Genomic DNA, 13,846 nt, shown 5'->3' with positions numbered 1-13,846 from the left:
CACCAGGAAGTTCGCCCAGCCGGCGCCGGCTGTGTCAGACGGCCGAGTTGCCCGGCACTCCGAGCGCCCGAGCGAACCCGTCGGGCACCAAGACGTCGTCGGGACCAAGGTCGTGAATCGATGCATGGCCGAGGCCCATCAACGCAGAATCGATGCCGCCCCGAAGAACGTCGAGCACGTTCTCGACGCCCGCCTGACCATTGGCGGCCAGACCCCATAGATAGGCGCGCCCGATCATGACCGCACGCGCACCGAGAGCAACGGCCTTCACCACGTCGCTGCCGCGTCGGATACCGCCGTCGAGCAGCACCTCGACCTCGTCGCCCACGGCCTCGGCGATCGCAGGCAGCGCGCGAATCGACGCAGGCGTGCCATCAAGGTTGTTGCCGCCGTGATTGGACACCGAGATCGCCGAAACACCTGCTTCCACAGCACGTTTCGCGTCGTCGACTCGCATCACGCCCTTGAGCATGAACGGTCCGCCCCACAGCTCGCGCAGCCAGGCGATGTCCTCCCAGGTCGGCGGCGGGGTGCCCATCCACTCTCCGTACGCCGCGAAGAACGGCGGACCGGCCTCGCCGCGCGCGGCCTGGTTCGGCACCCGCAGGTTCGGCGGACGGAAGGTCTTACCCCACTGCCACAACCACGCGGGCCTGGTCAGCCCGGTCGGCATCATCCGCACGGTTGTGCGCAGGTTCATCTCTTCGGGGATCTTCGGACTACCCCAGTCACGTCCGTGCGAGAAGCTCCAGTCGGTGGTAACGATGAGCCCGACGGCGCCGGCCGCGCGCGCCCGCTCGACCCGCGCCGCGATCGCGTCGCGGCCACCAAGCCAGTACACCTGGAAGAAGAGTTTGGGGTTCGCGGTGATGACCTCTTCGATCGGCTTGCTCGCGAACGACGACAGGCCCATCGCGGTCCCCCGTGCGGCGGCGGCGCGCGCGACTGCGATCTCACCGTCGGGGTGTACGGCCTGCACACCTGTCGGTGATATCAGGACAGGCATCGAAATATCCTGACCCATAACGGTTGTCGCGAGATCGCGCTTCTCGGTCGCGCCGATGACATGCGGCGCGAAACCCAGTTCGGCGAAGGCGTCGACGTTGTCGGCGACGGTGACGCCACGCTCGCTCGCGGCGAGCAGCGCGGAGTACACCGGCTTGGGTAGCCGTCGCTTGGCCCGCTCTTGGGCGGCCGCGACCGTCTCGAACCAGATGTCGGCCATGAGTTACACCGGGCTTTCGTTACAGAGTCGCGCGGGAGGCTTGGTCAGCAGCTTGAGCATGACCGGCTTGCTCCGCGAGTGATCAACACTGGACTTGGGCTTCACGCGTTCGGCGGCCAACGCCGGTGCCCCGTAACCCTGCACACACTCGGGGTCCGGACCGTCCATCGGCAATCCGGTGAAGAACTTTGCGGCCATGCATCCACCTCGGCAGCTGTCGTAGTGCCCGCAGCTGCCGCATGCTCCGGCCGACTGCGGTTCGCGCAGCTCACGAAACAGCGGCGCGTTCTTCCACACGCTGTCAAAACCGTTATCGGTCAAGATGTTTCCGGCGAGGAAGCGATCGTGGATGGCGAACGGGCACGCATACACGTCGCCGACCGGATCGATCAGGCAGACCACACGGCCCGCTCCGCACAGGTTCAGGCCCGCCAACGCGCCCGGCTCGCCGAGCCCGGAGAGGTGGAAGAACGAGTCACCGGTGAGGACGCCGTCACCCTTGGCCACCAGCCAGTCGTACAGCTGCACCTGCTGCTCGGCGGTGGGGTGCAGTTCATCCCACACGTCGGCGCCACGGCCGGAGGGCCGCAGTCGGGTGATCCGCAGCGTGGCGCCGTAACGCGCTGCCAGGGCCGCGAAATCGTCTAGTTGGTCGACATTCTCGCGCGTCACCACAACGGAGATCTTGGCGTCCTTGAAACCTGCATCCGCGAGGTTCTCCAGCGCGCGGATGGCCATCGCGAACGAGCCCGCCCCTCGGACCGCGTCGTTGACTTCGGCCGTCGCACCGTCGAGGGAGATCTGAACGTCGACGTAGTCACTGGCCGCCAGGCGCGCCGCCACGTCTGCAGTGATGCGCACGCCGTTGGTCGAGAACTTGACCCCGACGTGGTGTTCGGTGGCGTAGTCGACGAGCTCCCAAAAGTCCGACCGCACAGTCGGTTCCCCGCCGCCGATGTTGACGTAGAACACCTGCATCCGCTCGAGCTCGTCGATGATGTCCTTACATTGCTGGGTGGTCAGCTCGCGCGGGTCGCGCTTACCCGAGGACGACAGGCAGTGCACGCAGGCGAGGTTGCACGCGTAGGTGAGTTCCCACGTCAGGCAAATCGGCGCGTCCAGCCCGTGCTCGAACTGCTCGATCAGCCGCGGAACGGGCTGAGCGGCAGGCGTTTCCATGGTTGTCATTGCGGCACCAACATCTTCGATTGGACGAGCACGCGGAGTGCGTGGAGGTAGGGGGCCTGCTGAGCGTCGTCGACTCCGGCGGCACGGCAGGCGGACCGGACGTCGGGGTGGTCGGCCAGCGAGTTGACCACCTCGACGATCGTCCGGTTCTTCAAGAACGACAGCTTGCGCGTACCGAAGTGATACAGCAGCGCACCGAACGGCTCGGGCCGCACGGCCACCTGAGGGTGGAGCCGCCAACTGAGGTCGGGATCGAACGCGATGTCGGTCCCGGTCTCAGCTGTTGATGAGGCCACGATCAGTAGACCCCGCACATCCCGTCGATCGACACCTCTTCGACCAGGGTTTCGGTGACGAGCTCGTCGCCCGAGGTCTCGACTGTCTGATTCGGCTCCACTATCCGCACCTTTCCTTCACAGGATCTCGACAAACTGTGATCGAGATCGCAATAATATGGCATCGAGTGCCAGAATGAAAGCGGACCCCCGAAAAGGAGCTGACGTGCAGCAGGAACCCCAGCACCGCGTCGGCCGACGGCGGTCGACGAGCTGGGAACACATCAGCAACGTAGCGATCGATCTTTTCGCCGCCCGCGGGTTCGACGAGGTCAGCGTCGACGACGTCGCCGAGGCCGCGGGCATCGCGCGGCGCACCCTGTTCCGCTACTTCCCGTCCAAGAACGCGCTGCCCTGGGGCGACTTCGACGCCCACCTGACCTGGATGCGCGACCTGCTCTCCAACCTCGACCCCGACGTGGGAATCGATGCCGCCCTACGCACGGCGCTGTTGGCGTTCAACACCTTTGACGATGCCGAGACCGCACGGCACCGGCAGCGCATGCGGGTCATCCTGCAGACCGCGGAGCTGCAGGCCTATTCGATGACGATGTACGCGGGCTGGCGCGCGGTGGTCGCCGCGTTCGTCGCGCGCCGGCTCGGCATGAAGGAGGCCGACGTCGTGCCCCAGACGGTCGCGTGGACCATGCTCGGTGCCGCGCTGTCGGCGTATCAGCACTGGCTGGACGACGAGTCGGTGTCGCTCGCGCAGGCGCTCGGCGACGCCTTCGACACCGTCAGTGCCGGGCTGAAGGCGCTGGACGATCCCACCCGCTGAAAAAATTCGCGATTAGGGCGTCGGAGTTCGGACCGCCGCGGCGACGATAAGGGTGTGAGCGCCGAATCAGATGGCAACGACGCTCCGCGGAAGCTGCTGGCGATGTACGACGAATCGATGCCGGTCGTGTACGGGTATTTCGTCCGGCGCTGCAGTGACCGCGGAACGGCAGAAGACCTGACGTCGGACACATTCCTGGCGGCGATGGACGCCGCACGCAAGGACGTGCCACCGCCGATGACGTTGCCGTGGCTCCTCGGAGTGGCGCGCCACAAACTGGCCGACCACTACCGGCGTCGCCATGACCGGTTCAACGTCCCCGTCGCCGAACTGCCCGAGCCCGTCGAAGCGGGCGACGAGTGGGACGCCGAACTCGACCGCATCGTCGCGGAGAGTGTCATGGCCAAACTGCCCGAGCAGCATCGCACCGTGCTCGCGTTGCGCTACATGGACGACTGTTCGGTGCCCGAGTGCGCGGAGCTGATCGGACGGACCGTGCACGCCACCGAGGCACTGCTGGTGCGGGCGCGACGAGCTTTCAGAGCCCACTATCCGGAGCCGGAAGGAGGGAAGTCGTGAACGACGGCATCAACAACAGCCACGATCCGCTGACCGTGCTGCACGGCGATGAGCTTGTCGCCCAACCCGATCCGGCGTTCGCGGCTCGACTGCGCGCACGCCTGGAATCTGCTGTGAACATGCCCAATCGAACCGAAGGAGTTGTCATGAGTGGCACCGATACCGCTATCGCCGAACTTGCCGAACCCGCCGTTTCGACCGTGCCACGGTCGGCGGCACTGCCCTACCTGTCCGTGGCCAACGCGCGGGAGGCCATCGACTGGTACGTCGACGTGCTGGGAGCGACGGTGGTCGGGGAACCGATCGTGATGGAGGACGGCCGCATCGGTCACGCCGAGCTGGCACTTGGCGGCGGCATGTTCTACCTCGCCGACGAATATCCGGAGATCGGCATGAAAGCCCCTGCTCCACAGTCCGTTTCAGTGATGCTCGTGATCGCCGTCGCCGATACCGACGTTGCGGTGGAACGAGCCCGCGGCCGCGGCGCCACCGTACGCCAGGAAGCCCGCGAGGCGCACGGCTCACGCAACGCCGCGATCATCGACCCGTTCGGGCACTGCTGGTCGCTCAACGGCCCGACGACCGGCGCCGCGGTGACGATCCAGCACGGCGACGTCGGCTATATCTCGGTGTGGACGCCCGACGCCGGCCGCGCGGCCGCCTTCTACGGCCAAGTCCTGGGCTGGATCTACGATCCGGCCACCCATCAGGTCACCAACACCGAACAGCGCATCGGCATCTACAGCGTCGACAGTCCACAGGGGATGCTGTGCAGCTATGCGGTGGTCGACCTCGCGGCCGCCCGGCAGGCGATCGTCGCCGCCGGCGGGACGGTCGGTGAGGTGCTCGACTTCGACTTCGGCACCCTCTGCGATGCGGCAGATCCCGCGGGGACAAGCTTCGCGGTGTTCGAGCCCGCACCGCATATCGCCCGGCCCCCATTGAATGGTTCTGGGCCCGGCGAACTTTCGTACATCACCTACGAGGTTCCGGACTCGAGTGCCTTCCGCTCCTTCTACAGCGGACTGCTGTTCTGGTCGTTTGAGCCGGGCCGCGTCGACGACGGCTGGCAGATCCAGCACACCCAGCCGATGGCGGGGGTCGCGGGTGGCAGCGCTCAGGCGGTCACGGTGCCGATGTGGACGGTCGCCGATATCAATGCCGCGGTGGCACGGGTGCGGGAAGCAGGCGGCACCGTGATCGAGGAGCCGTCGACGCAGTCGTACGGCCGATCGGCACAGTGCACCGACGATCAGGGCACGCGGTTCTATCTAGGCCAGCTCTGACGGTCAGCCGAGGACGTCGGCGATGGGGGCGCCCGCCGCGATCTTCGCGCGGGCCTTCATGACCTTGCCCGGCATGCCGCCGCCAACCACGCCGGCCACCACGCCGTCGCGCTCGTAGTACGCCAGGAACTTGCGGCCGTCGTCCTCGACGACGTGGACGACGTCGTCGGCCTCGGGCTCACCCAGGCACTGGATCTTGACGTCGTATTGGTCGCTCCAGAAGTAGGGCACCGAGACCGCCGTGGGCGCATCCTGCCCAAGCATCGCGGGCACCAGTACGCGTGCTTGGTCGGCGACGTTGCTCCAATGTTCCACGCGCACTTGGTGTCCTAGGGTGTGGCGCCAGGACGCGACGTCGCCGATCGCCCACACATGCGGTGCGCTGGAGCGGCCGTGGTCGTCGCAGACGATGCCGTTGTCGATCTCCAGGCCGCTGCCGTCGAGCCATTCAGTGGCCGGATGCGAACCGATGCCGACGATCACGAGATCGGCGTCGAGTTCGGTGCCGTCGCCCAGGACGACCCTCTCGACCCGCTCGGCTCCGCTGACCTCCGACACCCCAACGCCGCATCGCACGTCGACGCCCTCGGCGCGGTGCAGCCGGGCGACCAGCTCACCGATCTGTCCGCCGAGCACCGACGCGAGCGGCGAGGGCTGCGGCTCCACCAGGACCACGTCGACGCCCATGCCACGCAGGCTTGCCGCAACCTCGCAACCGATGAAACCCGCACCGACGACGACGGCCCGCGTCGCCGAGCCCGCTTCCGCACGCAACGCAAGGCTTTCGTCGAAGTTGCGGAGCACGTGGATGCCGCCGAGATCCGGGAACGACGGGATGCGCTTGGGCACCAGGCCGGTGGCGATGATCAATTCGTCGTAGGGCATCTCGGTGCCGTCGGCGAGCGTCAGCGTCTTCGCCGCGGTATCGATCGATCGGGCTCCGTTGCCGAGCGCGACGGTGATGTCGTTCTCTTCGTAGAACTCGGCGGGCTTGAGCGTGACGTCGTCGGTTTCGGCGCGCAGCACTTCCTTGGAGAGCGGTGGCCGGTCGTACGGCAGATGGTCCTCGTCGCTGACGATGGTGACCGGCCCGGCGTACTCGGAGCGCCGCAGCTGTTCAGCCGTGCGCGCAGCCGCCAGACCGCCGCCGACGATGACTACTCCCGCAGTGGTGGACATGCGCAAATTTTGCACGATCCCTCCGGCCATTGGTCCGCCACCCCGTCAGCTGCGGTCCCGATCGATGATGTTGGTCAGCACCACGATGCTTTCGCTGCGTTCGACATCGGCGGCTACGCGAATACGCTCCAGCGCCTGTTCCAAGTGGCGCATGTCGCGCGCGAGCACATGCAGGATCGCGTCGGCAGTGCCCGTGACGGTGGCCGCTCCGATCACCTCGGGAATGCCAATCCACGCCGCGCGCAACTGTTCTGGCGCAATGGTGCCGTGGCGGAAAACCTGCACGTAGGCCTCGGTGTTCCAGCCCAGCGCGCTGCGGTCCACGACCGTGGTGAAACCACGGATGACGCCGTTGTCGAGCAGTCGGTCGACCCTGCGCTTCACCGCGGGCGCGGACAGGTTCACCCGCTCGCCGATCTCGGCATAGGTAGCACGTGCATCGTTGGCGAGCTCGGCCAGGATGCGCTCGTCCGTCTCGTCCAAACGGTCCATGATCACCTCCACGCAACAGATCACCGATATTCTAGCTTCAGCACAAGAAATCAAAGGCCAATACGCAATAGACGGTGATTGATTGCAAAAACTCCCCGTCATATCGTTGATTTATGACGATCTCAGATGTCGCCGCCGCTGCGGCCCCGGTGTCCGATGTCGCCGCGACCCCTGACCGTGTGCCCTCGATACGCCGCTATGCGATGACGGCGCCGACGTTCTTCACCGTCGAATATGCGATCAACCCGTGGATGGACACCTCGGTCGCCGTGGACACCCATCTCGCTCTCAACCAGTGGGAGAGCCTGCGCCAGACATACAAGGAACTCGGGCACACCGTCGAGGTGATCGAACCCGTCGCCGGCCTTCCGGACATGGTCTACGCCGCCAACGGCGGAATGATCGTGAAGGGAAAAGCCGTCACCGCCCGGTTCGCCTACCCGCAGCGCGCCGGCGAGTCCGCCGCCTACGCCGAATGGATGATCCGTCACGGCTACCGGCCCTCGGACACCCGCCACACCAACGAAGGCCAGGGTGATCTGCTGGTCGTCGGATCAATCATGCTGGCGGGCTACGGCTTCCGAACACAGCGGCAGGCACACGACGAAATCGCCGCCATCATGCAGATGCCTGTCGTCAGCCTCGAACTCGTCGATCCGCGGTTCTACCACCTCGACACCGCGCTCGCGGTTCTCGACAGCACCACGATCGCGTACTACCCGCCGGCATTCAGCGACCAGTCCAGAGCGAAACTCCTCGAGCTCTTCCCCGACGCCATCGAGGTGGGCAGTGCTGACGCCTACGTGCTGGGCCTCAACGCCGTCTCCGACGGCCTCAACGTCGTGTTGCCCGCTGCGGCAACCGGCTTCGCCGGACAACTGAGGAACGCCGGCTTCCGGCCCATCGGTATCAACCTGTCCGAACTGCTCAAGGGCGGCGGATCCGTCAAGTGCTGCACATTGGAGGTATATCCGTGACCGTCGTCGACACCATGAACATCACCGAAGCGGCGATCGCCGTCGACAACCGCTACGTCGCCCACAACTACTCGCCGCTGCCGGTAGTCGCCGCCAGCGCCGACGGCGTCTGGGTCACCGATGTCGAGGGGCGTCGGTACCTCGATTGCCTCGCCGCGTATTCCGCGGTCAACTTCGGTCACCGCAATCCGGAGATCACCGCCGTCGCCCACGCGCAGTTGGACAACCTGACGCTGGTGAGCCGGGCCTTCCACTCGGACCGGCTCGGCCCGTTCTGCGAGGCGCTGGCCGAACTCTGCGGCAAGGACATGGTGCTGCCGATGAACAGCGGCGCCGAAGCCGTGGAAAGCGGGATCAAAGTCGCCCGGAAGTGGGGCACCGATGTCAAGGGGGTGCCCGCGGGTCGCAGCAACATCGTGGTGGCCCACAATAACTTCCACGGCCGCACTACGACCATCATCAGCTTCTCCGACGACGAGACGGCGCGGCGCGGATTCGGCCCGTACACACCCGGTTTCCGCGCAGTGCCCTTCGGTGACGCCGACGCGCTGGCCGCCGCGATCGACGAGAACACCGTTGCCGTACTGCTCGAGCCCATCCAGGGCGAAGCCGGGATCGTCGTTCCGCCCCGCGATTTCCTGCCCCGCGTCCGCGCGCTGTGCACCGAACGCAATGTGTTGATGATCGCCGATGAGATTCAATCGGGTCTGGCGCGCACCGGACGCACATTCGCATGCGATCACTTCGGAGTGGTGCCCGACATCTATTTGCTCGGCAAAGCCCTGGGCGGCGGCGTCGTTCCGTTGTCCGCGGTGGTCGCCAACTCCGATGTGCTCGGGGTGTTGCACCCCGGCGAACACGGTTCGACGTTCGGCGGCAATCCGCTGGCGGCAGCCATCGGCACGACTGTCGTGCGCATGCTGAACCGTGGCGAATTCCAGTCGCGCTCAGCAGAACTCGGTGAGTATCTGCATGCACGGCTGCGCGCTCTCATCGGGTCCGGCGTGGTCGCCGTTCGCGGATTGGGCCTATGGGCCGGCGTGGACATCGATCCGGCGCTGGGCACCGGAAAGCAGATCACCATCATGTTGGCCGAACGTGGTGTCCTGGTCAAGGACACGCATGGTTCGACATTGCGCTTCGCACCACCGTTGGTGATCACCGCGCAGGAGATCGACTGGGCGATTGACCAATTCGCCCAAGTTTTGGCTGAGTCGGGCTCACACTTGTCCCGGTAGCGCTTTACGGCACACAGGAGGCACCATGACCGGCCCATCGCTTAGCCTCTCAGCTCAGATGTTGCGACGCCGACCGGTGATCGGCGCGCCGGTCGCACATGGCGCATCCGACCACCTCAAACGAAGTATCGGCACGTTCCAGCTCACGATGTTCGGGGTCGGCGCCACCGTCGGCACCGGAATCTTCATCGTGCTCCAGCAGGCCGTGCCGAAGGCCGGTCCCGCAGTTCTTGTCTCGTTCGTCATCGCCGGCATCGCCGCTGGCCTGTCCGCCATCTGTTATGCCGAAATGGCATCCGCGGTACCAGTTTCCGGATCAACCTATTCATATGCCTACACCACCATGGGTGAGGTCGTGGCGATGGGCGTGGCCGCATGCCTGCTGCTCGAGTACGGCGTCTCGATGTCGGCAACCGCGATCGGCTGGAGCGGCTATCTGAACAAGCTGCTGGACAACCTGTTCGGCTTCACGCTGCCGCACTCCCTCACCGCGGCGCCGTGGGGTGAGACACCCGGCATCGTCAATCTGCCCGCAGTGCTACTCATCACGATGTGTGCGCTGTTGCTGATTCGCGGGGCCAGCGAATCCGCGGCGGTCAACACCGTCATGGTCATCATCAAGCTGGGTGTGCTCGCGCTGTTCATCGCGATCGCCTTCACCGCGTTCACCACCGATCACTTCGCCGGTTTCTGGAATGCCGGCTTCGCAGGCATCACCGCGGGGGCGGCCACCATCTTCTTCACCTTCATCGGACTCGATGCGGTGTCGACCGCGGGCGACGAGGTCAAGAATCCACAAAAGACCATGCCGCGCGCGATCATCGCTGCGTTGATCGCCGTCACCACCATCTACATCCTGGTGGCATTCGCCGGTCTCGGCACGCAGTCCGCAGAAGCGTTCGGATCCGAGGAACAAGCCGAGGCGGGACTTTCGGAAATTCTGGAAAACGTTCTCAGCGGGTCGACGTGGGCCAGCACGATTCTCGCTGCCGGAGCGGTCATCTCGATCTTCTCGGTCACGCTCGTGGTGATGTACGGCCAGACCCGCATCCTGTTCGCGATGGGTCGCGATGGGCTGCTGCCCTCGGCGTTCGCAAAGGTCAACCCACGCAGCATGACGCCGGTGAACAACACGATCATCGTGGCGTGCGTGACGGGGATCCTCGCCGGTTTCGTCCCGCTCGACTACCTGTGGGACCTGGTGTCGATCGGCACACTCGTCGCCTTCATCACGGTTGCGGTCGGCGTGATCATCCTGCGGGTCCGCGAGCCCGACCTACCGCGCGGCTTCCGGGTCCCCGGCTATCCGGTGACGCCCGTCCTGTCGATCGCCGCCTGCTTGTGGGTGCTGTGGGGTCTGCCCCCGAACACCTGGCTGTGGTTCGGGATCTGGGTGGCGGTGGTCTTGGCTTTCTACTTCCTGTGGAGCCGGCGACACAGCGCGCTCATCGACGGCGGTGACGGCATCATCCCGACGGCCGTCGCGGGTGAGGGCGACGTGATCAAGGATCCTCAATGAGCGTGGCCGTCGGCTATCTGGCCGGCAAGGGCGGCCGCTCGCCGCTGTACCTCGCGGTGGAAGCTGCGAAGGCTCTCAAGACATCGCTGACCGTGGTCACCGTGGTGCCACGACCGTGGATGACTCCCTCGCTCGCCCGCATCGATGCCGAATATGCCCAGTATGCCGACCAATTGGCGGCAGACTCCGCGCAAGAGGCGCAGGAGTGTCTCGCGTCGATCGGCAAGGGCGTCACGGTCGACTTCCACAAGGTCTCGCACCGTTCGGCCTCCGGCGGCCTGCTCGACGCGGTCGACGAGCTGAAGTCCGAAGCACTGGTGCTGGGGTCGGCAGCGGACGGCAAGCTGGGGCAGGTCGTCATCGGTTCGACGGCGGACCGGCTGCTGCACTCATCGTCAGTCCCGCTGTCCATCAGCCCGCGCGGCTACCGTGGCTCGAAGGCAACGGGATTGACCAGGATCACGTGCGCCTACCCCGGCACGCCGGAATGTGTATTCGTCGTTGAACGCGTTGCGGCGCTTGCAGAGAGACTGAATGTCCCGATGCGGGTCATCACCTTCGCGGTCCGCGGCCGCACCATGTATCCGCCCGAGGTTGGGCTACGCGCCGAAGATTCGATCCTCGAGGCGTGGGCCGCGCAGGCACGGGAGACATTGGCCGGGTTGAACGCCAAAGGCGTCGTCGGCGACGACGTCGAGCTGCAGGTGGTCACCGGCAATGGCTGGGATCAGGCGATCGACGCCGCCGACTGGCAGGACGGTGAGTTGCTCGCAATCGGCACGAAGCCGTCGGGCGGAATCGCCAGGGTGTTCCTTGGCTCGCGGGGATCAAAGATCCTGCGGCACAGCCCAGTACCGGTCCTGGTTCTGCCGGGCTAGTACTTCATCGTGCCGCGGTCGACGTTGATCTGACTGCCCGAGATCGTCAGCGACTGATCGCCGGCCAGCCACGCCACCACGTCCGAAACCTCTTCGGCCGTCATGAAATCCTGCAGGCTCGACGCGCCCTCCTGACTGACAGGGCGATACGGGAACGGCTTGAAGCTGTGGATGAAGCTCGGAAACTTCCCGAAGAGCTCCATCATTGCTTCCTTCTCTACCATCGGCGTGTCGATCGAGTACGGATGAATCGAGTTGACGCGAATCCCGAACTCGCCCGCCTCCAATGCCAGCGAGTTGGTCAACGAGGTCAGGCCGTGCTTGGACGCCGCATAGTGGCCGTTGCCCGGGGTGGCCTTCAGCCCCGCCGATGAACTCACGATGATGATCGATCCGCCGTTGCCGGCCTCGATCATCGCCGGGACAGCCGCGCGGATCGTCTTCCAGGTGCCGTTGAGGTTCACGTCGATGACGGCGTTCCACTGTTCCTCGGACATCTCGAAGAGACGGCCCCAGCTCAGCACGCCCGCGTTGGCGACGAGGATGTCCAGCCGACCGAACTGCTCGATGCCGTCTGCGACCACCTGCTGCAGCGCGGCCAGGTCACGGACGTCGACCTCTCGGGACAGCACCTTGCGACCCGTGGCCTCCACAGCACGCACGGTTTCGGCGAGTTCCTCCGACGTGCCCAACGGGTAGGTGACGGTATCGGATATCGGTTTGCACACATCGATGGCGATGATGTCCGCGCCCTCGTTGGCCAACCGGACCGCATGGGCCCGACCCTGGCCGCGCGCGGCCCCCGTTATGAATGCCACTCGCCCTTCCAGGGGCCCGCCAGATGCCGTCACCGCTGCTCCTTTCGTGAAGCTGCGGACCAGGCTAGCAGCCGAACTAGAACGTGTTCTAACAACCGGTCAGTCGACGGGGTCGCGGATGATCGGACAGGTCATGCAGTGCCCTCCGCCGCGGCCGCGGCCCAGTTCGGCGCCGACGATCGTGATGACTTCGATGCCGGCCCGGCGCAGCAGGGTGTTGGTATGGGTATTGCGGTCATAGGCGAAGACGACGCCGGGCTCGACCGCGACCAGGTTGTTGCCGCTGTCCCACTGTTGCCGCTCGGAGTCGTAGTTCGTGCCCCCTGTTTCCACCACACGTAGGGCACCGAGACCGAGCGCGTCAGCGACCACTTCGACGAACGGTTTGGTCGCCTCCTCCACCTCGACACCCGGCTCGGCATCACTGGGATGAAGGACGAACGTCTGGATCGAATCGACGATCTCGGGGTAGAGCGTCACGACATCTCGGTCGGCGAACGTGAACACCGTGTCGAGGTGCATGGCCGCCCGCAGCTTGGGCATGCCGGCAACGACGACCTTCTCGGCTGCGTTCTCGGCGAACAACTTTGCGGCGACCTGGGTGATCGCCTGCCGCGACGTCCGTTCACTCATCCCGATGAGCACGACGCCATTGCCGGGCACCAGCACATCGCCGCCCTCGATGGTCGACATTCCCCACGACTCTTCCGGGTCACCCCACCACACCGTGGATCCGACGAAGTCGGGGTGGAACTCGTAGATGGCCTTCATCAACAGCGTCTCGTCGTGCCGCGCCGGCCAGAACAGCGGGTTGAGCGTCAGCCCTTGGTATATCCAGCATGTGGTGTCGCGGGTGTAGAGCGTGTTCGGCAGCGGCGGCATCAGATACTCCGTGACACCGGTCGCCTCCCTGGCCAACGCGCGATACCCGGATTGCATGTCGGACGGCAGGTCGCGGGTCGACATGCCGCCGATCAACAACTCGGTCAACCGTCGAGTGGTCAACGAGTCCAGAAATCCGCGGGTGTCGTCGACGAGGCCCAGTCCGACTTCGTTCGGCACGATCTTGCGATCCAGCAGCCAGGCCTTCGCCTCAGGGATCTCCATTGTCTCGCCGAGCAGTTCGTGCAACTCGACCACTTCGACATCGCGCTCGCGCATCTTGTCGATGAAGTCGAAGTGATCGCGGCGCGCGTTCTGCACCCACAACACATCGTCGAACAGCAGATCGTCGCAATTGCTCGGGGTGAGCCGCTCGTGTGCCAGTCCGGGCGAACACACCAGCACTTTCCGCAGCTTGCCGACTTCGGAGTGAACGCCGTAGTTCGCAGAAGGGCTCGTCACTTCAACTCCT

Annotated in this window: 15 protein-coding genes; 7 read left to right on the top strand and 8 right to left on the bottom strand. The window is 65.5% G+C overall.

Going from position 1 to position 13,846, the window contains the following annotated elements:
* Positions 1 to 34 precede the first annotated feature (34 nt).
* From mftD to mftA, 4 genes are read right to left on the bottom strand one after another with little or no spacing between them, the layout of a single operon-like run.
* Entirely contained in the window at positions 35 to 1,225 is a 1,191-nt protein-coding gene (gene mftD / locus ACIA48_RS17425; protein WP_396733877.1) for a pre-mycofactocin synthase MftD, read from the bottom strand.
* Positions 1,226 to 1,228: 3 nt separating this feature from the next.
* The gene (gene mftC / locus ACIA48_RS17420) at positions 1,229 to 2,404 is read right to left on the bottom strand and encodes a mycofactocin radical SAM maturase (protein WP_396735054.1); all 1,176 of its coding nucleotides are present in this window, start codon (positions 2,402 to 2,404) and stop codon (positions 1,229 to 1,231) included.
* 5 nt (positions 2,405 to 2,409) lie between these two features.
* Positions 2,410 to 2,727 carry a mycofactocin biosynthesis chaperone MftB gene (mftB, locus tag ACIA48_RS17415; protein ID WP_396733874.1) on the bottom strand — a complete coding sequence of 106 codons (318 nt, stop codon included), beginning with the start codon at positions 2,725 to 2,727 and terminating at the stop codon, positions 2,410 to 2,412.
* On the bottom strand, positions 2,712 to 2,810 hold the full coding sequence (gene mftA / locus ACIA48_RS17410) for a mycofactocin precursor MftA (RefSeq protein WP_396733872.1): 99 nt from the start codon (positions 2,808 to 2,810) through the stop codon (positions 2,712 to 2,714). The genes mftB and mftA overlap by 16 nt, the downstream gene beginning before the upstream one ends.
* Positions 2,811 to 2,884: 74 nt before the next feature.
* On the opposite strand from mftA, the gene mftR reads away from it, so the two are divergent.
* The 3 genes from mftR to ACIA48_RS17395 are packed head-to-tail and all read left to right on the top strand — an operon-like array spanning position 2,885 to position 5,391.
* On the top strand, positions 2,885 to 3,526 hold the full coding sequence (mftR, locus tag ACIA48_RS17405) for a mycofactocin system transcriptional regulator (RefSeq protein ID WP_396733869.1): 642 nt from the start codon (positions 2,885 to 2,887) through the stop codon (positions 3,524 to 3,526).
* A 54-nt stretch (positions 3,527 to 3,580) separates the two neighbouring features.
* Entirely contained in the window at positions 3,581 to 4,105 is a 525-nt protein-coding gene (locus ACIA48_RS17400) for an RNA polymerase sigma factor (protein WP_396733866.1), read from the top strand.
* Positions 4,106 to 4,113: 8 nt separating this feature from the next.
* On the top strand, positions 4,114 to 5,391 hold the full coding sequence (locus ACIA48_RS17395; RefSeq protein WP_396735051.1) for a VOC family protein: 1,278 nt from the start codon (positions 4,114 to 4,116) through the stop codon (positions 5,389 to 5,391).
* A 3-nt stretch (positions 5,392 to 5,394) separates the two neighbouring features.
* On the opposite strand, the gene ACIA48_RS17390 is transcribed toward ACIA48_RS17395, so the two are convergent.
* Together ACIA48_RS17390 and ACIA48_RS17385 are read right to left on the bottom strand one after the other, a co-directional pair.
* The gene (locus tag ACIA48_RS17390; RefSeq protein WP_396733863.1) at positions 5,395 to 6,600 is read right to left on the bottom strand and encodes an FAD-dependent oxidoreductase; all 1,206 of its coding nucleotides are present in this window, start codon (positions 6,598 to 6,600) and stop codon (positions 5,395 to 5,397) included.
* Between the two features lie 15 nt (positions 6,601 to 6,615).
* Positions 6,616 to 7,062 carry an Lrp/AsnC family transcriptional regulator gene (locus tag ACIA48_RS17385; protein ID WP_396733861.1) on the bottom strand — a complete coding sequence of 149 codons (447 nt, stop codon included), beginning with the start codon at positions 7,060 to 7,062 and terminating at the stop codon, positions 6,616 to 6,618.
* 113 nt (positions 7,063 to 7,175) lie between these two features.
* Between ACIA48_RS17385 and ddaH the strand changes: the two genes are divergently transcribed.
* The 4 genes from ddaH to ACIA48_RS17365 are packed head-to-tail and all read left to right on the top strand — an operon-like array spanning position 7,176 to position 11,674.
* Positions 7,176 to 8,039, top strand: coding sequence for a dimethylargininase (gene ddaH, locus ACIA48_RS17380; RefSeq protein ID WP_396733858.1), 864 nt, complete (start codon positions 7,176 to 7,178; stop codon positions 8,037 to 8,039).
* A 14-nt stretch (positions 8,040 to 8,053) separates the two neighbouring features.
* Entirely contained in the window at positions 8,054 to 9,277 is a 1,224-nt protein-coding gene (gene rocD, locus ACIA48_RS17375) for an ornithine--oxo-acid transaminase (protein WP_396735049.1), read from the top strand.
* Between the two features lie 25 nt (positions 9,278 to 9,302).
* A complete protein-coding gene (locus tag ACIA48_RS17370) occupies positions 9,303 to 10,796 on the top strand; it encodes an amino acid permease (RefSeq protein ID WP_396733855.1) in 1,494 nt (497 codons plus the stop codon).
* Positions 10,793 to 11,674 (top strand): universal stress protein, encoded by an 882-nt coding sequence (locus ACIA48_RS17365; protein WP_396733852.1) that lies wholly within the window; start codon positions 10,793 to 10,795, stop codon positions 11,672 to 11,674. Before ACIA48_RS17370 ends, ACIA48_RS17365 begins: the two co-directional genes overlap by 4 nt.
* Here the strand turns inward: ACIA48_RS17365 and ACIA48_RS17360 are convergent.
* Together ACIA48_RS17360 and arcA are read right to left on the bottom strand one after the other, a co-directional pair.
* A complete protein-coding gene (locus ACIA48_RS17360; RefSeq protein ID WP_396733851.1) occupies positions 11,671 to 12,525 on the bottom strand; it encodes a mycofactocin-coupled SDR family oxidoreductase in 855 nt (284 codons plus the stop codon). The two genes, ACIA48_RS17365 and ACIA48_RS17360, sit on opposite strands and share 4 nt — an antisense overlap.
* A gap of 66 nt (positions 12,526 to 12,591) precedes the next feature.
* On the bottom strand, positions 12,592 to 13,836 hold the full coding sequence (gene arcA / locus ACIA48_RS17355) for an arginine deiminase (protein WP_396733848.1): 1,245 nt from the start codon (positions 13,834 to 13,836) through the stop codon (positions 12,592 to 12,594).
* Between the last annotated feature and the right edge of the window lie 10 nt (positions 13,837 to 13,846).

This window comes from Mycobacterium sp. NPDC051804 (assembly GCF_044452905.1).
Taxonomy (GTDB): Bacteria; Actinomycetota; Actinomycetes; order Mycobacteriales; family Mycobacteriaceae; genus Mycobacterium.
This window is presented reverse-complemented; position numbering and strand designations above follow the sequence as displayed.